Annotated in this window: 10 protein-coding genes; 2 read left to right on the plus strand and 8 right to left on the minus strand. The window is 71.0% G+C overall.

Translation table 11 applies throughout. From position 1 onward, the window contains the following. Positions 1 to 3: 3 nt before the first annotated feature. The 4 genes from O7629_RS20130 to O7629_RS20145 all read right to left on the minus strand — a co-directional run bounded on the left by O7629_RS20130 (position 4) and on the right by O7629_RS20145 (position 10,598). On the minus strand, positions 4 to 6,222 hold the full coding sequence (locus O7629_RS20130; protein WP_278171011.1) for an RHS repeat-associated core domain-containing protein: 6,219 nt from the start codon (positions 6,220 to 6,222) through the stop codon (positions 4 to 6). Between the two features lie 91 nt (positions 6,223 to 6,313). Next, positions 6,314 to 9,319, minus strand: coding sequence for a LamG-like jellyroll fold domain-containing protein (locus tag O7629_RS20135; protein WP_278171012.1), 3,006 nt, complete (start codon positions 9,317 to 9,319; stop codon positions 6,314 to 6,316). Positions 9,320 to 9,460: 141 nt separating this feature from the next. Then, positions 9,461 to 9,820, minus strand: coding sequence for a hypothetical protein (locus O7629_RS20140; RefSeq protein ID WP_123603265.1), 360 nt, complete (start codon positions 9,818 to 9,820; stop codon positions 9,461 to 9,463). Positions 9,821 to 9,896: 76 nt separating this feature from the next. After that, positions 9,897 to 10,598 (minus strand): TetR/AcrR family transcriptional regulator, encoded by a 702-nt coding sequence (locus O7629_RS20145; protein WP_278171015.1) that lies wholly within the window; start codon positions 10,596 to 10,598, stop codon positions 9,897 to 9,899. 267 nt (positions 10,599 to 10,865) lie between these two features. On the opposite strand from O7629_RS20145, the gene O7629_RS20150 reads away from it, so the two are divergent. Together O7629_RS20150 and O7629_RS20155 are read left to right on the plus strand one after the other, a co-directional pair. Continuing rightward, a complete protein-coding gene (locus O7629_RS20150; RefSeq protein ID WP_278171016.1) occupies positions 10,866 to 12,434 on the plus strand; it encodes an MFS transporter in 1,569 nt (522 codons plus the stop codon). A gap of 142 nt (positions 12,435 to 12,576) precedes the next feature. After that, positions 12,577 to 13,602, plus strand: a complete 1,026-nt coding sequence (locus O7629_RS20155) for a ketoacyl-ACP synthase III family protein (protein ID WP_278171017.1) — start codon at positions 12,577 to 12,579, stop codon at positions 13,600 to 13,602. Between the two features lie 78 nt (positions 13,603 to 13,680). Here the strand turns inward: O7629_RS20155 and O7629_RS20160 are convergent, their stop codons facing one another. The 4 genes from O7629_RS20160 to O7629_RS20175 form a co-directional block, all read right to left on the minus strand. Beyond that, positions 13,681 to 14,304 (minus strand): response regulator transcription factor, encoded by a 624-nt coding sequence (locus O7629_RS20160; protein ID WP_123603269.1) that lies wholly within the window; start codon positions 14,302 to 14,304, stop codon positions 13,681 to 13,683. Positions 14,305 to 14,641: 337 nt separating this feature from the next. Beyond that, positions 14,642 to 15,439 (minus strand): AfsR/SARP family transcriptional regulator, encoded by a 798-nt coding sequence (locus tag O7629_RS20165; RefSeq protein ID WP_278171018.1) that lies wholly within the window; start codon positions 15,437 to 15,439, stop codon positions 14,642 to 14,644. A gap of 84 nt (positions 15,440 to 15,523) precedes the next feature. Next, positions 15,524 to 16,318 (minus strand): alpha/beta fold hydrolase, encoded by a 795-nt coding sequence (locus O7629_RS20170; RefSeq protein ID WP_278171019.1) that lies wholly within the window; start codon positions 16,316 to 16,318, stop codon positions 15,524 to 15,526. Beyond that, on the minus strand, positions 16,315 to 18,825 hold the full coding sequence (locus O7629_RS20175) for a type I polyketide synthase (RefSeq protein ID WP_278171021.1): 2,511 nt from the start codon (positions 18,823 to 18,825) through the stop codon (positions 16,315 to 16,317). The genes O7629_RS20170 and O7629_RS20175 overlap by 4 nt, the downstream gene beginning before the upstream one ends. Positions 18,826 to 18,968: the final 143 nt, after the last annotated feature.

Genomic DNA, 18,968 nt, shown 5'->3' on the forward strand with positions numbered 1-18,968 from the left:
AAGTTAGTGCGGCAGCATCTTTTGGTCGGAAATTTTCCAGGATCCCATCATCCCGAAGAAGAACGATTTCCCAGGGCCGAACGAGGCCGCACCCCCGTGCCAGTTGCCTCCGCCGGCCTTCTGGCCGCCCGAGTAGCAACCGCCGGCAAGCGCCGAAGCACACGTCTGGTGGTAGCCCTGCCCACTCATCTCCGACGGAGCAACCGAAGTGGCACCGTAGGCCGTAGCTATGCCACAACAACCGAGCCCGCCCATTTCCAGGTACAAACCTTCCTCATTCCCACTGATTCCGTAGCACATTATTCCACAAGCAGACCAATTCCAAAATTGATGCGCTAGCGGATCATCTTCGGACGCCAAGGCCAGCGCCGTGCAAGTACGACCGGAAACGGCGACGCACACGAGACCACCGGCTCCCTTCAGCGTGCCCAAATTGTTCAAGGCAGGGTTGACCGACCTGCCAGCACTGCACACCCAGGACCAGGCCCAGCAGTCGTCCTTCGGCTCTGGCTGTGGAGTCTTACCTGGCGGCGGTGGCGCGCCGTTGCTCTGGCATGGGCCCATGCAGACGTCGTTGACCGGATCGCCCCGGACGTCGTAGCCGCCATCGGGGTCCGGGTAGGCCACCTGGTTGCACCCGTTGTCCCCGCAATGGATCAGGCCGGTCGGGTCCGACCAGGTCACCGGGTTCGAATTCGAATAGGCGTAGCCGTGCATCTGCTGTGGGTCACTCACGTCCATGACCGGGTCGACGCTGACGAACCGGCCGAGGAACGGGTCGTACTCCCGGGCACCGATGTTTGTCAGGCCCGTGTCGTCGACGGTCCCGCCGACGAAGCCCTTGTCCATCGTCGCCGGCCAGGTCCCGACGGTGGCGCCCCGAAGCTCGCCGTAGGGCAGGGTCCGGCGGCTCGCCACGGCCAGACTGGTCGCGTCAACGGTCAACTCGGCGGTGCCGTGGTGGTCGGCGACGATCCAGGACAACCCGGCACCGGTACGGACCGCCACGACCTCGTCGGCGTGGGAGTAGTACCGGGTGGCCGTGGTCGAGCCGGTGGCGTTGTCGTATCGGACCTCGGTACCGCCCGGCAGGTAGAGGGTCCGGCCCGCCGGATCGGTGCGAATCAGCCGGTTGCCGTCGACGTCGTAGAGGTAGCCGGTGACGTCGGCGCCCTGGGTCAGGGACCCAAGCTTGCCCTCGCGGTCCCAGACCAGGGTCTGCCCGGCGCCGGAAGCATCCGGTCTGGTCCTGGTGTGGCCGCCGTCGTCGTAGCTGTAGCTGCGGCTCCAGGACTGCGCTCCCGACGCGGCCACCCCGGTGACGGTGTGCGGACGCGCCGATCCCGGTCCCGACTGCGGGTACGAGTACTGGTAGGTGGTGCTGGTCGCGGCATGTTCCGTCTGGGACAGGCGGTTGCCGATCTCGTCGACGGTCCAGCTGCGCCAGTACGGCGCCGGCCCGCCCAGCCCGCCCAGGCTCGGCGCGGTGGCGCACTGGCCCGACTCCGGCGTCCACGCCTCGGTCAACCGGCGCAGGTGGTCGTATCCGAAGCACTGGGTGTCCGCGGTCTGCCCGGCCGGCTCCTCGTGGATCCGGGTCACGTTGCCGGCGTCGTCGTAGCTGTAGGAGTAGTCGGCGATCTCCGGTTGGCCTTCGGCCACCACGTTCATCCCGGTACGCCGGCGCGTCGACTCGTCGGTGTCGAAGTCCACCACCAGCCGGGAACCGAACGGCCCGGAGAGCCGCTGCTCCAACAGCCCCAACTTGTCGTACGTCGCCTGCGCGTAGACCGCCGCCGCCGACAGCAGACCGGCGTCGCCCCCGACGTCGTTCGTACTGTGGGTGAGCTGCTCCGCCGGCAGGTCGGCGACGGCCGGCATCGTGGTGCGGAGTTGTTTGCCGTTCGGCCAGTAGGCGCCGGTGCTCGTGTAGACGCACGGTTGCGCAGCGGCGGCCGCGCACAGGTCGGCCTCGGCGGCCGGCAGCACCACCGAGTTCGACGTCGGGCGACCGTGGCTGTCGTAGCTGTCCACCCGGTTGGTGTAGGCGTTGCCGTCGTGGTAGCGGATCGTGGCGGAGATCAGACCTTTCGCCAGGGCTCCCCCGGGCAGGATCGGCGTGGTGTCGTAGGTCCACCGGGCCCGCAACGCTCCGGTCGGACTGTCGTCGCGCATGCTGGTCCTGCGGCCGATCTCGTCGTAGGTGTACGCGAGGGTCTGCGTGGCCGAGCCGACCGGGCTGGTCGAGGTCAGCACGTTGCCGGCCGCGTCGTAGGTGGTCGTGGTCGTGCCACGGTCCGGATCGACCGCTTGGACCCGCCGGCCCCGCAGGTCGAACTCGTACGACCAGACGTTGCCCTTGGCATCGGTGATCGTCTCGATCTCGTCGCGCAGCGTATGGGTGTAGCGGGTCCGGTGGAAGTCGGCCGGGTCGGCGCTGCCGACGTCGGCGGGCGACCGGTACTGACGCAACTCGACGGTCCGGCCACGGGCGTCGGAGATCGTCGTGGTGGCGGTGCCGCCGGCCGGCGGTGTGGTGTGGACCCGGTCGCCGCCGTGTCCGGTCGTCGTGCGCCACTGTTCGACGCCGTACGCCTTCTCGATCTGCGTGGTCTCGCGACCGGCTCCGTCGTAGAGATGCTCGGTGACCGCCGGGACCGCGCCCTGCGGGCTGCCCAACGTGGTGCCGGGCGCGGCACCGGTGGAGTCGTAGTACGGCTTCGAGGTCCAGTCCACCTGTCCTGCCGTGGTGTGGAACGTCTCGGTCAGCAACCGACCGCCGCCGGTGGCCTGCAGCTGGTTCTGCCGCAGCCGGAGAAATCCGTCATGCAGGTCGACCGACTTGCGATAGCCGGCGCCGGTCGGCAGCAGGGTCTCGGTGGTGACGGCGGCCGGGCCGGCGACGCCCCGCAGCAGATAGGCGAACTTGATGCTCGGCGTCTGGGTGGCCCTGGACCGTCCCGGCAGCCAGACGTCGGTCAGCCGGCCCAGTCCGTCGTACGCCAGCTCGGTCGCCACGCCGTTCGGATCGGTGACCTTGGTCGGCAGCCCCCAGGCCGGTTCGTGCACCGTGCCGGTCTGGTGTCCGAGCGGGTTCGTCACCACGGTCTGGGTAACCAGTCCCCCGTTGGCGGTGGTGTAGGCCGTGTCGGTGGTGTGTCCGCGCGCGTCGGTGGCCGCGATGACCCGCCCGTTGGCGTCGTACCCCGTCGTCGCGGTACGGAGGTAGACAGGGTTACCACCGTCGAAGTGGTCGAGCTCCTCGGTACGGACCGGGTTGCCGCGGGTCGGCGCGGCACCGAATGACGCTTCGCCGGTGTAGCTGTCGTAGAAGGTCCGCTCGCGGGAGAGCACCGTGGCCGGGACGGCCGGCTCGGTCGCGTCGGCGCACGCCACCGAGAGCGTCTCGGTCTGTGCCACCCGGTCGATCATCCAGTCGCCGTCGTTACGGGCGTACGTCGTCCGGGTGCACGTCTCGTCCCCGGTCTGCGCCTCGTCGCCCGTCTCGTCCCGGGCGACCGGGAACCCATCGGTGTTGAAGCTGGTGCTGACCCGGGTGGTCCGCTGGCCGCCGGCGGCCAGCGCGGTCCGGTTCCGTTCGGTGCCGACCGCGACCCGCCACGCGTTGGTGGTGACGCCGTTGCGGCTGCGGGTCGCGGTCGGCCCGACCCGCCACGGTTCGTTGCGGGTCGAGGAGACCTCGTCGCCGTCCGGGCCGTCGTAGGTGATCTCCTGGAGCAGGAAGCCGGCCAGCGCCTCGTGGTCGGTGATGGTGCCGCCCCAGGAGTCGGTCACCGACACGGTCCGGGTGCCGCCGCCCGGCTGCCGGTCGCCGTGCATCCCACGCAGGTAGCGGTACTCGACCGCGGTCTGCTGCCCGGTGGGGTGGCCCTGGCGGACGCGGACCCGCCCGTAGCCTCGCCACTCGCCCCAGGTCCGGAACTTGTCCTTGGTGATCTCGTCCCGGCTGTAGTGCCAGGCCGGGTTGTCCAGGTAGTCGTAGTAGGTGGTCTGGGTCGGCTGGTCGGTCACCAGGTCGTCGAGGTTGACCTCGGTGACCACGTACTTGTGGAACCAGTCGATGGTCGGGTCCCCGGTGCCCGGCCAGGAGTAGTACGACGGCATGCACCGTTTGGTGTTGCTGTGCGGGGTGGGCAGCGCGGACCGGGTGCACTGCCTGTCGGAGTAGGTGACCAGGAGGTCGCCGCCGGTCTCGGTACGGATCTGCTTGATCCGCCACCGGTTCAACGCGGTCCGCTGGTCCTGTGCGCCGTCGACCCGGTTGGCCAGCGGCTCGGCCCCGGGGTTGAAGGTGATCTGCGGATCGGTCACCGACTCGCCGCCGGCGGTGGTGACGTGCCCGGTGCGGGTTACGCCCCGCAGCCACATCGGGATTCCTTCACCGGTGCCCGCGCTGAGGAACTCCTGCTGCAGGGTCCAGGATTCGACCGTACGGTAGGTGTCCGGGCCGTTGCGGACCTGCGCGGCGACGCCGGTGAGCCGGCGTGCCGACCAGAACGTCGGTGCGACCGCGTCCTCGCACGGCGCCTCCGAGCAGTCCTGGTCCCATGGCGTGTCCGGCCAGGCGGAGGGGACCGGCTCCGAGTCCCAGGCGGCGCCCTCCCAGCAGTCGTCCAGGCAACGCTCGCTGGTGCCCAGCACCACCCGCAGCGGCGCGGTCTGGCTGTGGACGGTGTCGTGGCGCAGCCCGTACTCGATCCGGTGCAGCCAGCCGCCCCGGGTGTAGGTGGTCCGCTGGTCCGGGTCAAGGTCACGGCCGTACGCTCCGGTCTCCTTGCCGTAGTAGTAGGCCATCGCGTTGGCGTTCGGGTCGAGCACGTAGTCGAGGTTCCACCGCCACGCCTGGCGGCACCACGAGTCGGCGAACGCGCCGTCCGCACACGGCTCGCCGTCGTCGTTGCCGTAGACCGGCACCGTCCAGGTCGAGTCGGTGACCGGCTTGCCGGAGGTCCAGCCGGGCAGCTTGTGGTAGCCGAAGAAGTACATCACCCCGTCGGTGGTGGTGACCTTCCAGTACTCGTTGTCGTCGTCGCCGTTGTCGCGGGCCGCGCCGGTCAGCCGCTCGACCCTGGTGCCGTCGTCCTCGGCCAGCCGCCACACGTCGCCGGAACGGATCAGCTCGGTCGCCATGCCGTTGAGTGACAGCGTCGCGTTGTCGCTGAACCAGCAGAGGTCGCCGGTCTTCCGGCTGGGGTTGTCGTCACTGCAGGCTGCGTACTTGCGCTCGATGTAGCCCGGCCACATCGACCAGCCGTCACCGACCCAGCCACCCTGGTTGTTCGTCGACCCGGTCCGGCCGTCGACGCTGCCCGACGAGTAGTTCAGCGCCAGCGACGGCTCCGGACCGCCCAGACCGGGCGGCGTCCGCAGCGGGTAGGTCCAGCTGAAGTCGCCGGTCTGGGTGGAGACCTGCCAGGTCCCGGCCGGGGACAGGTCGGTGGCGGTGTAGTCGCCGTTGTCCCCGCTCGGGCCGGACTCGGTGGCCAGCACCGTCGCGCCCGTACCGGCGAGCGGCACCGTCGCGGCCAGGGTGCCGGCGCGGGCGTCGTTGGTGGTGGCCACCAGGGTACGGGTCCGACAGGCCGGGTCGGCCGGCGTGGTCAGCGCGCAGGCGGGCCGGCGCACCAGCCGCAGCCGGGACGCCCAGTCACCGCCGTAGGCCGCGGCGAAGCCGGAGTAGTCGACCTGCACGGCGACCGGGCCGCTGCCGCGACCCGGCCGGTCCAGGCTGATCAGCAAGCCGTCCACTCCGGCCCGCTCGGCGGTCGTCCGGTCGTGCACGGTCACCGAGACCGTGCCGGGCCCGGTCCGGGCCTTGGGCGGCAGGTCGGCGGCGGTCACCGAGCCGACCCGGACCGGCAGTTCGCCGGCGGGTGCCAGCCCGTCGGCGGCGATCCGGGCCGCCGTACCGCTGCCCAGGTCGACCCGGGCGGTGCCGGCCGCCGGCCAGGTCACCTCCGCCGCGCCGCGGACCGCGTGCCGGTCCGCCGACCAGGCCGGCCGGGCGGGTTCCGGCGGGTGGTCCCGGACTCCGACTCCGGTCACCTCGTCGGGGACCGGCGGCTGCCAGGCAATCTCCCTCGCCGTCGCCGGTACCGCGAGCAGCGGCACCGTCACCACCGTGAGCAGCGGCACCGCCGCCCACCGGGCCCGGCGGGCGAGCCCGGCGAGCCACATCCGGCTCGTGGTGCCAGTTCTCATCGCACTACTCCCCACGTGTTCGTACAGCGACGGCGGCGAAACGGTCGGCGATCCGGTGCGGTGCGGCCCGGGCGCCGGCCGCACGAGGTGGTCAGGACGGCGGCGGGCCGGTCGTACGCAGGGCCTGCTGGCAGATCTCGTACGTCGACAGCAGTCGTTGGTAGGCGAAGACGTCGTCGACGTCGCCGTACCACTGGCTGCTGGCTGCTCCGGCGGCGAGGCCACGGCCGACGACGAACGACCCGGTCGCCGCCCAGTCACCGGTGAACGCCGCCTGTGCCGTCTCGCCCGCGCAGGTGTCGGTGTCGCCCATGACGTAGACGGAGATCTGCCCGGTCACCGGGTCGTACGCGCCGGCCAGGTGGACCCACACGTCCTCGGTCGGCGGTGCCTGCAGGACCCCGGCCGCACAGGCCGACACCGGCGTCCCGCTGGTCTGCGCCGCCCGCATGGTGAAGCACCAGCCGCCGGCACCTTCGTTGACGTTCGCCCGGTACTGCAGTTCGAACCGGCTGGCGGTCGCGCCGTCCTGGCTGAGGATGGTCTGCACAGTGCCGGCGGCCAGATCGCTGGCCCGGGCCCAGGCCAGCACCGTGAAGCCCCGGGTGGTGTCGAGCACCGGCGCGCTGGTGGTCAGCTGCGCGCCCGGTCCGGCCAGGGTGAGTGCTCCGCCGATGCGGCCGGGGCCGAAGCTGGCCGGGCCGGCGACGGCCCCGGGTGACAGGGCGTTGCCCTGGGGGTTTCCGGCGTCCGCCGCCACCGTGCCGGTGGCCTCGTCCAGCGGCCAGTGGGCGTACTTGTTCGGTGGTGGCGAGACCCAGAACTGGTGCTCCACCGGACCGGCCACGTTGCCCGCCAGGTCGAGCGCCCTCGCGTACAGGGTGTGCACCATGTCGGTGGCCGGGGTGTGGTCGACAGTCGCGGTCCGCGTTGCGGTGCCGGTGCCGGTGCCGGTGACCGTGGTCGTCGGCCCGGCGTCGACCCACCAGACGAAGTCCTCGACGTCGGCGGTGCCGACCAGGTCGAACGTGCCGGCGGTGCCGACCGGCGCGCCCCAGCTCTCCAGCGGAAAGTCGGTCGAGGCCGGCGCGGAGATGCCCGGCGGCTCGGTGTCGACGGTCAGGGTCTGCCAGGTCGACCAGTCACCCCAGAGGAAGTTCTCGTCCCGGGACTTGGCCCGCCAGTGGTACGTCCCGCCGTGCACGAACGCGCCGGCCGGCACCTGCCAGGCGGCGGTGGCGGGCAACGCGGTCCAGGTCATCCCGTCCCGGTTGTCGGTGACCACGGCTGCGGTGTCGGACTGGGCGGTCCGCACCTCGAAGATCGTCGGGCCGCTGCCGTCGAACGGGTCGGAGACGTCGGCCCGCAGGGTGGGGCGGGTGGTCCGGACGATCGCCGAGGCGCCGCAACGCTGGTAGCAGTCGGTGGTGGTGGAGAACGGCTGGGCCACCGGCGGGTTCGGTGGTTTGTCGTACGTGGCGATCAGGTAGGTCTGGTTGGTGCGGAACCTCTTCCACCGGTCGGTGGTGGACTCGTACTCGTCGGAGCTGTTGCAGGCGCACAGGCCGACGCTGTAGTTGCTCCAGTTGCCGTCGGCATAGTACTGAAGGTCGTCGATCAGGTTCTGTCCTTCGAAGACGGCGTCGGCGTTCTGCTGCACCGATCCGCAACCGCCGGCCTCGTTGGCGTTGCCCGCCCAGGCGTCCAGGTAGACGGCACCGGACCCAAGGGGTTTCGCCCCCCACGCCAGCCGCGAGCCGCTGGTGCCGGACATCGCGGTGGTCCGGTAGAGGTGCACCCAGGTCGGGCCGCAGGACCAGGAGTGTTCCAGCTCCATGGTGATGTCGGCGGCGAGGATCTGCGCACCGTGCATGGCGGAGACGCTGAAGTTGAAGTACGACCGGTAGAGCTGTCCGTTGCTGCTGTACTGGTCCGGTGGCTGCTTGCCGACCCGGGCGGCGGAGCCGTCGTTGTTCTCGTTGTTGCTGCTGGCGTATTGCCAGAGGGTGCGCAGCTTGTTCAGCGGCGGATCGATGAAGATGGGCAGCACCGCGTCGGGGTCGTCCAGCATGCCCGGCGCGGGGGCGAGGATCAGTTCGGTGCCGGACGTGGCGACGCCGACCTCGGCGGAGTTGGCGCCGACTCCGGGCGCGGCCGATGTCGACCGCAGCGCGGCCGGCAACTCGGGTGTCACCGCCGTCCAGCCCTTCGCCGCCGCGACGGATCGGGCGGCCGCCACCTCGGGAAGGACTTCCCCGGCAGCGCTGGGATCGGCCGACGAGTCCCACATCCGGGCGCCGGAACTCTCGGCGACGAAGGCACCGGTGGAGTCGACCAGTCGGAGCACCCCGCCGTCGGTCCGCTCGAGCCGCATGGTGCCGCCGGCGCGGTAGCGGATCTCCCGCAGCGCCGGGTCGGCCGCAGCCGTCCGGCTGTTGACGACCAGGGCGTGGCGGAATCCGTCGACGGTGGCGATCACCTGCAGGTCGACATCGGGATAGACATCGGGGTAGACGGCGGTGTCGCCGTCCAGGACCGGTGCCGGCAACGGCTGCGGCCAGGAGAGGGTGAAGATTTCGTCCCGCTCCCGCCAGGTCACGAACGGGCCGGCGCCACCAGCGGAGAACCGCACGTCGGCGAGGGTCGCGGTGGGGACGATTGCCCCGTCGACCGGTCGCAGCGTCGGGTCGACGTCGGCCCAGCCGCCGTCGTCGCGCCGTACCCGCTGCGGCGCGGCGGCGCTCACCAGGGTGCGGGTGCCGGTGGGGTCGGCGAAGACCTGCGAATATTCGGTACGGGCGTCGAGCACCTCGACCTGCCGCCCGCACTCGGCGGCCGCCGCCACCGCAGCGGTCTCGTCCGGCGCGGTGGCGGCACAGCCGGCCCCGGCCGGTGCGCTGGCCGCCGTGCCAGCCTCGGCCGCCGTGCCAGCCTCGGCCGCCGTGGCCGGCGCGGCCCTGACCGGGCCGGTGGTCACGGCGGGCGACGCGGCCCCGGCCAGCAGGACGGCCAGCGTCGCCGCCGCCCACCGGCTCCGAACTCGCGTCCGCTGCGTGCGTACGCGACTTGCAGGTACGTGCCGGGTACCGATCAGCACTGTGCACTCCCCCCGTCAGGCCTCGCTGAGCTGGCCTACGAAGGATGGGCGCGGCCTCCATCGACGGTCAATGGCATCGATGGAAGCCGTTGCAGACAGGTGCAACCGCGCTCCGGCGACCGGCGCCGGACGCTGCGGGCGTCAACGCATCAGCTGCAGTACCAGGACGACCACGCCGAGGGAGAAGAAGAGCGGGAAGTCGGGTGGCAGGATGCCACCGAGGTTTCGGTAGAAACGCAGGATCAGCATCATGCCGAAGAAGGCCACCGTGTAGCCGGCGGCGACGGCGCCGATCTCCGGCCGCCAGATGCCGATCACCAGGCCGGCGGCGGCCAGGGTGTCGAGGACCGCGATCAGCAGGGTCAACGCCCGGCTGGGGCGGAATCCGAAGTGGTTCTGCAACGGCTGGATGCCTGCCTCCATGCCGATGTACATGGCGAGGCCGTGCAGGACGAACTCCATGATGAGCACGGCTGAGCAGATGATGACGATGATCCGCACGGACAGTCTCCAGTTGTTTCGGGCGTGGTGTGTCGCGGTGTTCGGGCGTGGCGGCGTTCGGGAGTGGTGTGTCGGGTCAGGTCGGCAGTCCGGCCAACTCGGCCAGGCGGGTCAGGGCCTGGTCGAACAGGGCTGCCCGGTCGTCGATGATGTTGTTGAAATGGCCGAACAGCTCCAGGTTGAGCATCCCGAACAGCCCGCTCCACGCGGCCAGCGCGGCGATGACGGACTCGTCGGGCACGGCTGGGAGCACGGCCGACCGCACCCGCTCGAGATCACCGCCGAGCGACTCGGGCGTGGCCTGCGCGGTCGGCGGGGTACGCAGCGCTCCGGCCCGGTGCGCGTCGCTGATGATCCGGCCGAGCACCACCTTGTCCCGCATCGCCGCCTGCAGAGTGGTCTCCGGGGCGTGGTAGCCGCGGACCGGTGAGCCGTAGAGGAGTGCGTACTCGTGCGGGTGCTCGATCGCCCAGCTGCGCAGCGCCTGCCCGACCGACCGCCACCGGCCCGCGAAGTCGTCGGCCGCCGCCGCCTCGTCGGCCTGCTCGACGGCGGTGCCGACGGAGTTGTAGCCGTCGGTGACCAGCGCGGTCAGCAGGTCGTCACGGCTCGGGAAGTAGCGGTAGACCGCCGATGAGACCATGCCGAGGTCCCGGGCGATCGCCCGCAGGGAGAGGTTCTCGGCTCCCCGGTCGGCGAGCTGCGCCTTGGCGATCTCGACGATCTCCTCGGTCAGTTCCTTGCGGACGCGTTCCCGCAGCGCGCGTGCGGAAGCCAAGGCCTCTCCTCCTTCGAGCGGTCCCGTCGGTCCCGGCACCGGGCACCACCGCACCGATCGTGCAGGTCAGTACCGCCGAAGCTTACCCGACCGGGTACCACGAATTAGAGCACGGGTCGTACTCACGAGCAATAGTCTTGACAGAGAGCACCGCTCCTGTCAGCCTCGTATCGAACCTCACCACCCTCGCAGGTCGGCATCAACCGCCGGTCCTGTCAGCTCTGCGGCACAGCCATCCCCGAATCCATCTCAGGTCGAGAGGAAGCCATGACAAGCCAGGAACAGAAGGCCGCTGCGCCGGTCGGAGCGTCCGGCGGGCCCGTCCCCGACAGCCGGCGCTGGCTGGTGCTGGTCGTCGTCTCGGTCGGGCAGCTGATGATCGCGCTCGACACCACCGTGGCCAGCGTGATGGGCCCGGAGCTGCAGCGCGACCTCGGGTTGTCCCCGATCGGGCTGCAGTGGGTCTTCAACAACTACATCATCTTGTTCGGCGGTCTGCTGCTGCTCGGTGGCCGACTCAACGACGTGATCGGTCGGCGCCGGATGTTCCTCGGCAGCCTCGCCCTGTTCACCGCAGGGTCGCTGCTCGCCGCGATGGCGCAGACCGACGACCAGATCCTGATCGCCCGGGCCATCCAGGGTCTGGCCGCCGCCGGCCTCTCCCCCGCCTGCCTGAGCCTCCTGGTCGTCTCCTTCCGGGACCCGGCCGAGCGGGCCAAGGCGTTCGGCGTCTGGGGCGCGGTCATCGGCGTCGGCGCTGGGCTGGGCACCCTGCTCGGCGGCGCCATCGTCGACGTCAACTGGCGGCTGGCGTTCTACATCAACATCCCGATCGCGGTGGTGCTCACCATCGGCGCGCTGTGGCTGATCCGTGGTGGCGCGCCGACCGGGCCCCGCCCCAAGGCCGACATCCTCGGTGGACTCACCGGCACCCTGGGCCTCGGTACGTTGGTCTTCGGCATCGTCAGCGTCACCGACCACGGCTGGACCGACGTCCGTACCCTGGCGGCGTTCCTGGTCGCGGCCGTGATGTTGCCGGCGTTCATCGCCATCGAGCACCGGGCGGAGGCGCCGCTGCTGCCGCTGCGGCTGTTCAAACTGCGCGGTGTGGTCGCCGGCAGCCTGGGTGAGTTCTTCACCGCGGGTCTGATGATCCCGTGCTTCATGCTGCTGCCGATCTACATGCAGACGATCCTCGGCTACTCGCCGCTGGAGACCGGGCTCGCGTACCTGCCGACGACCCTCGCGATGATGATCGTGGCCGGTCCGCTGTCCAAGGCGATCCCGAAGATCGGCGCGCAGATCCCGTACGTCGTCGGCACCGTGCTGCTGGCCGTCATGCTGGTCCTGCTGATGCGCACCCCGACCAGCGGGTCCTACTGGACGATCATGCTGCCGATCACCACGCTGCTCGGCGTCGGCCTGGTCCTCTGCCTGATCCCGACCCCGACGGTCGGGACCTCGATGGCCACCGAGGACGACGCCGGCACCACGTCGGCCGTGCTGAACGTCGCCACCCAGGTGGGCGGGGCGCTGGCCCTGGCCATCTCCGCGTCCGTGCTGCAGGGCCGGCTCACCGACCTCGCCGAGCAGGGCCAGGTCGGGCCGGAGGCGCTGAACGAGGCACTGCACCTCGGCATCGCCACCCTGTTCGTCTGGGTCGGGCTGAGCCTGCTGACCGGTCTGATCGGCTTCCGCGGTCTGCCGGCCGCACCGCCGCCGGCCGCCGGCACCTCCACCGACGGGTCTGCCACCGACGGTGCCGACGGCGCCGACGCACCGGCCGATGCCGACGGCAGCGACGCCAAGCCGGTCGCGGCACCCGCCGCGTCCTGAGCCGATCGGACGGGCCGGGCACCACGTCGGTGCCCGGCCCGATCCGACGTACCGGCTCAGGGTCCCCGGGATACCGGCTCAAGGTCCGGTCGAGTGGCAACCGGTTTGCTGTCGGTGGACCGATTTTGCCGAAGGAGGCACCGTGCGTTGGGACAACATCTATCTGGCCGGCACCGGGCTGTACCTGCCGGAGCAGCAGTACACCGCAGAGCAGGCGGTCGCCGACGGCGCCTATGACGCCTCCGCCGCGGAGACCAACGGCATCCGGGCGGTACGGGTGGCCAACGACGACGAGGCCGGCGTGGTGATGGCCGCCGCAGCCGGACGGCAGGCCATGTCCCGCTCCGGTCACGACTCGCAGGACATCGACCTGGTGTTGCACGGGTACGTGTCACACCAGGGCCGGGAGATGTGGAGCCCGGCCCACTACGTCCAGCAGGAGACGGTCGGCGGCGGCCCCTCGGTCACCATCGAGATGCGGCAGGGCTGCAACGGTCTGCTCGCGGCGCTGGAGCTCGGCGCGTCCTACCTGGCCGCCCGGCCGGACACCACCGCCGCACTGCTGACCGCCGGGGACGCTTTCCGGCTGCCGTACATCGACCGCTGGAAGAGTGACGACCAGACCATCTTCGGCGACGCGGGCAGCGCCCTGGTGCTGTCCAAGCGGCAGGGCTTCGCCCGGCTGCTGGCGACGGCGAGCACCACCGAGCCGAGCCTGGAGCCGCTGTACCGGGGCGGTGGGCCGTGGACCTGGGCGCCGTTCGACACCGGCAAGCCGGTCGACCTGACCGCGCGCAAGGACGAGTGGCTGATGCGCTACGAGGACGCCTACGACGACGCCCTCGAGTTGGTCAACCAGAAGCTGACCAGCGTGCTCGACCAGGCAGTGACCGAGGCGGGGACCAGCGTCGCCGACGCCGACTGGTTCGTGCACGCCAACCTGATCCAGCCGATCGTCGAGTGGGGCTTCCACAAGTCACTCGGCCTCGACCCGGCCCGGACGACCTATGAGTGGGGGCGCGACCTCGGACACATGGGCAACAGCGACCAGATCGGCGGGATCAACCACCTGGTCGAGACCAACCAGCCGAAGTCCGGCGACAAGCTGATCACCGTCGGCGCCGGCATCGGATTCATGTGGACGGTGGCGGTGCTGGAGTTCGTCTGATCCGCGAACGGTCCGGTGCCGGTCCGCAGGTACCGGACCGGCCGGGGCGTCCGGCCCGGCGTCGGGATGCCGGCCGGATCAGAGAATCCAGCCGGCATCCCGGGCGATCCGCACCGCGTCGACCCGGGTACGGGCATCGAGTTTGGTGGCGATAGAAGTCAGATGGTTACGGACGGTCCCCGCCGAGAGATAGAGCATCGCGGCGATCTCCTTCGCCGAGTGCCCGTTCGCCGTCAGCTTGAGGATCTCGATCTCCCGGGGCGAGAGCGGGCTCGTGGACCGCTCGTTCAACGCGGCAAGGGCGATCTGCGAGTCGACCACCCGTCGCCCGGCGGCAACCTCGCGCACCGCTTCGGCGAGACTGGCGGGTGGGGCGTGCTTGAGCATCAGACCGGTCACCCCCGCTTCCAGGCTGCGCCGCAGCATCCCCGGCCGGTCGATGCCGGTGAGGATCAGCGTTCGGCAGCTGGGAAGCTGGTCGTGCACCAGCATCGCCGCCGAGAGGCCGTCGATCCCGGGCAGGTTGACGTCGATGATCGCCACGTCCGGACGGTGGGTCAGCGCGGCCGGCAGGATCGCGTCGCCCCGCTCGACCTGAGCGACAACCTGGATGTCCGGTTGCAGTTCGAGCAGGGCGACCAGCGCCCCACGGACCATGTGGACGTCCTCAGCCAGTAGGACCCGCAACGGGCACGTCTGCATGACTCGTTTCCCGCCTCCTGCACGACCGCTGCGTCACGGTCGACGACGCACCGTACTAATGCCGCGATCAGCCACGCGGGCGGGGCCACCATTTCCGGCACGCCGATTTCAGGCTCCACCGAAAAGGGCTGAAGACCTCACCCGCGCTTCCCTCCCAAAACCGACATCAGGTCCGCGTTCCGGCATTGGGTCCGCGCTATTGACCCGATCCGCCGACTCAGCGACCGACCACAGGGTACCCCCTGCCTTCAACCATTGCCGGTAACGGAAGCGGGTTAGGCCGGAATATACCGAATTTAGCCGGACCCAGCTGTGACTCGGGTAGCGGCTCTGCCAGCTACGCCGCGCCGACCAGGTCACGCCCGGACAGCGGAACGCCCCCGCTGAGGATCACCTGCTGCAGTTCGTGCAGCCGCCGCGCCGGCTCGACACCCAGCTCGGCGACGAGCAGCGTACGGATCCGGCGGAACTCCCCGAGCGCCGTACCGACGTCACCGGACAGATAGAGCGCGGTCATGTAGTGAGCGGCGAAGCTCTCGTTGAGCGGATGCTGGGCGGTGAGGGCACGCAGCTCCCCCAGTACCTCCAGGTGCCGACCCAGCTGCAGGTCGGCCTCGATCCGCCGGTCCAGAGCGGCGAGCCGCAGGTCGCCGAGGGACAGCGCGTGCATGGCCAGCTGCGGTCCGAACTGGATGTCCGACAGCATCGGCGCCCGCCACAGCGCGAGGGCGTCGCCGAGCCGGCTGCTCGCGGCGTGGTAGTCACGCCGCTCGAAGGCCGCACTGCCGGCCCGGCCCAACCGTTGAAACTCCTGCACGTCGGTGAGGCCGCCGGACATCCGCAGCGAATAGCCACCACGTTCGGTTACCAGAACGTCACGAGAATCGCCCGACGGGTCGCCGGCCATCGCCCGGCTGATCTGCCGCCGGAGCTGGTGGATGTAGGTATGCAGGGTCGTCGTGGCGCTGTGTGGCGGGTTGTTCTCCCAGAGTTCCTCGAAGATCGCGGATTTGGTGACCAGCCGGTCGCCGTTCAGGGCCAACAATGCCAGAATCTGGCACGGCTTGGCCGCAGACGGCACGATCGACGTCTGGTCAATTGTCGCCTGCAATGGTCCGAGCAGGTTGATTCGCATGACTCGTTCCCCGATTCGCCATCAGACTTGACAACTCATTGAAAACAGTCTGCGACGGATCGGGGCACGGATCCAGTGACACCATCACCTGCCGACCGTGAAGAACTCATGCCGTTGCTCGGCCGCGCCCCGCACGGCCGTCACCTCGGTACGGATCTCCCGGGCGAGGTGCGGGTACGCCGTGCCGTGGAAGTAGAAGTGTCCACCCGGGAAGAAGCACTGACGCAGCTGGTGAGCGGTCTCCACCTGCCAGGCCGGCAGGCAGTCCAGCGGTGCCCAGGAGTCGGTCAGCCCGCTGAACACGGTCAGCGGGCAGGGCAGCGGCGAGCGGTCCGGCGCGGGCCGGTACGAGTCGACCGCCTGCAGATCGGCACGCGCGACCCGGAGAAACTGCTCCCGCATCTCCGGCAGCTCGAGCAGCCGGTGTGGCGTGCCACCGAGGCCCAGCAGGACCTCCAGCAGCTCGGCGTCGGCCAGGTCGCCGAGCCGACCGAGACCGGGCACCGGCGGGGTCGGCGTCGTCGGGGCCGCCCGCCCGGACACCCCCACCCACAGCGGCGCCGCGCCGACCGTCGACAACCGGCGCCCGACCTCGACCGCGACGACCGCACCCATGCTGTGCCCGAACAGCACGTACGGCCGATCGGCGTGCGGTGACACCGCTCGGGTCGCCTCGTCGACGACGGCGGTCATCGCCCGCAGCGGCGGTTCGGCGTACCGTCGGCCCCGCCCCGGCAGGTCCAGCAGCAGCACCTCCCAGTCCGGCGGCAGTTCCCTGGCCAACGGGTGGTAGCCAGCGGCGGATCCACCGGCGTGGTGGAAGGCGATGAAACGCAAGGTGGCGTCACCGGCCGGGCGGGGCCGGACGAACCGGCTCATCCCCGCACCGCCGCGCTGGCGACGTCCCGGGCCAGGCCAGCGAGCAGCGCCGACAGTGGCTCGTCCACGGCGAGCTCGGCGGTGGACCCGTCGAGCTGGTAGCACTCCTGCACCCGGCTGAGGAACAGCATCGCGGTGAACGAGTCGCCGCCCAGCTCGGCGAAGGTCAGCCGCAGGTCCAACTCGCCGTTCGCCTTCAGCACCTCGGCCAGCTCCGCACGTAGGAAGCGCTCCACCGCGGCCTGATCGGCCGCGTCCGGGGCCGGGCCGGCGGCGTCCGCAGCCGAGTTGGTGGCGTCCACGGCCGAGTTGGTGGCGGCCGCGGACAAGCCGGCGGCGGCCGCGGCCGGCGGCCGGACTCCGTCCGGTAGCGCGGCGGCACCGGAGTCGCGTGTGGCTGGCGACGGTGCCACCGGCTCCGGCACCCAGCAGCGGCGTCGCTGGAACGGATAGGTCGGCAGGTCCCCGACGAACCGGGCGTCCGGCGCCCGCAGCCGGTCCATCCGCAGTTCGGCGCCGGCCCGGAACAACGCCCCCAACGCATCGAGGAACACGGCGGTCGCCCGGTCCGGATCGGCCGGCACCAGCGCCACCCGCTGGTCGCCGAGATCAAGCAGCGCAGGGTGGACATGGTCGGTTCCGGGGCCGGCAGCGTCCGCGTTCGATTGCCGCACGACCGTCGGTACGCCGAGCAGGTTCAGCGCCCCGGTCAGCCAACCTGCCGGGTCGAGCTCCGGTGCCCGGCCGTCGTCGGTCAGCAGCGGCAGCTCCGAGGCGATCGCCGCGACCCCCTTGACCAACGCGTCCGAGGCCGCGGGGTGCAGCACCAGGGCCGGACCGGACAGCGGACCGGCCGGCTCCGGCGCGGCGTCGACAGCGAGACTGACCTTGCGGGCGAGGTCGCGCGCCGACGTCCCGGTCACCGCCAGCCGGTACGCCAACGGCGCTCGCCCGGCGCGCAGCGTGTGGCAGACCGAGGACAGCCCGGCCGGGTCGCTGCGGAAAAGGTAGGTGCCGACCGAGGCGGCGAGCGTCTGCAGCGCCTGCGGGCTGCGGGCGGACAGCACCAGCAGCTCCGGTCGACCCGGCTGGGCCGTCGGATCTGACGGCCGGGCCGGGGCCGGGTCCGCCGCCTGGACGATCACGTGTGCGTTGGTGCCGCTCAGCCCGAACGCGCTGATCCCGGCGATCCGCCCGGCGCCGGACCAGTCGGCCGCCCGACGCGGTATCTCGATCCGGCCGTCCGCCCACGGGACGAGCGGGTTCAGCGGCCCGTCGGCCTCCGGCACGTCGGCGACGATCCGCTGGTGACGCAGCATCAGCACCAGTTTGATCAGCCCGGCCAGACCGGCGGCCGCCTCCAGGTGACCCAGCCGGGCCTTGACGCTGCTCACCAGCAGCCGGGGCCGGGCGTCGGACCGCCGCCGGCCGTACACCGCGTCGAGCGCGGCGACCTCGATCGGGTCGCCCAACGCGGTGCCGGTGCCGTGCGCCTCGACGTAGCTCACCTCGGCCGGATCGGCCCCGGCGTCACGCAGGGCGGCCCGGATCACCTCCTGCTGGGCCGGACCGTTCGGCACGGTCAGGCCGGACGAGGCGCCGTCGTGGTTGACCGCGCTGCCACGCACCACCGCCAGCACCGGCCGGCCCTCAGCGACCGCGTCGGCCAACCGCATCAGCACCACCGTGGCGACACCCTCGCCGCGACCGTAGCCGTCGGCGGCGGCGGTGAACGGCTTGGACCTGCCGTCCGGGGCAAGCGCCCGACTCTGGCACAGCGACACCATCAACCTCGGCGAGAAGATCAGGTTCGCCCCGCCGACCAGCGCGTACCGGCATTCTCCCGACCGTAGGCTGCGGGCCGCGGAGTGCAGCGCCACCAACGACGACGAGCAGGCGGTGTCGAGGGTGACCGCCGGGCCGCGCAGCCCGAGCGCGTAGCTGATCCGACCGGCGGCGAAGCAGTGCCCGCCGCCGGTGCCGAAGTACGGGTCGAGCCGGTCCGGGTCGGCGTCGGTGAACCGCTCGCCGTACTCGGCGGCCATCAGGCCGACGAAGACGCCGGCGTCCAGCCGGTCGGCCCGGCGGACCGCGACGCCGGCCCGTTCCAGCGCCTCCCACGACGTCTCCAGCAACAGCCGCTGCTGCGGGTCCAGTGACTCGGCCTCCCGTTGCGAGATACCGAAGAAGTCCGGGTCGAAGCTGGCCACGTCGGCCAGGAAGCCAGCCCGTTCCACGTAGGAGTGACCGGGTCGGCCCACCTCCGGGTGGTGCACCGAGCGTAGGCCCGGCCGGTCGGTCGGGATCTCCTGCGGCCCGGACGCCGGGCCGGTGAGCAACTCCCAGTACTGCTCGGGGGTGGTCACGCCGCCGGGGAAGCGCAGCGCCGTCCCGACGACGGCCAGGGGTGCCGCGCGCTCGGCTTCCAGCTCGCGGATCCTCGCCCGCAGCCGGTGCGACAGTCGCAGTTGCTCTTCGACAAGCGTACGCAGGTCTGTTGTCTCCACGTCGATCCTCGATGTCCGTTGGCCGGGGATGGTGATCGAAGCTGGCCGAACGTAACCGGCGGCGCTTGAGTGGACCTTGGGACCGCCGGCCGCACCGCCGGCCTGCGAGAGCGTCAAGGTTCACTCAAGCATCCCCGGCAAGA

Source organism: Solwaraspora sp. WMMD792 (genome assembly GCF_029626105.1).
Taxonomy (GTDB): Bacteria; Actinomycetota; Actinomycetes; order Mycobacteriales; family Micromonosporaceae; genus Micromonospora_E.

What these genes read in the sequence shown, in the direction of transcription:
- O7629_RS20150 (WP_278171016.1), top strand. Translation starts at nt 10,866, where the DNA reads ATGACAAGCCAGGAACAGAAGGCCGCTGCGCCGGTCGGAGCGTCCGGC.
- O7629_RS20170 (WP_278171019.1), bottom strand. Translation starts at nt 16,318, where the DNA reads ATGAGCCGGTTCGTCCGGCCCCGCCCGGCCGGTGACGCCACCTTGCGT.
- O7629_RS20160 (WP_123603269.1), bottom strand. Translation starts at nt 14,304, where the DNA reads ATGCAGACGTGCCCGTTGCGGGTCCTACTGGCTGAGGACGTCCACATG.
- O7629_RS20165 (WP_278171018.1), bottom strand. Translation starts at nt 15,439, where the DNA reads ATGCGAATCAACCTGCTCGGACCATTGCAGGCGACAATTGACCAGACG.
- O7629_RS20130 (WP_278171011.1), bottom strand. Translation starts at nt 6,222, where the DNA reads ATGAGAACTGGCACCACGAGCCGGATGTGGCTCGCCGGGCTCGCCCGC.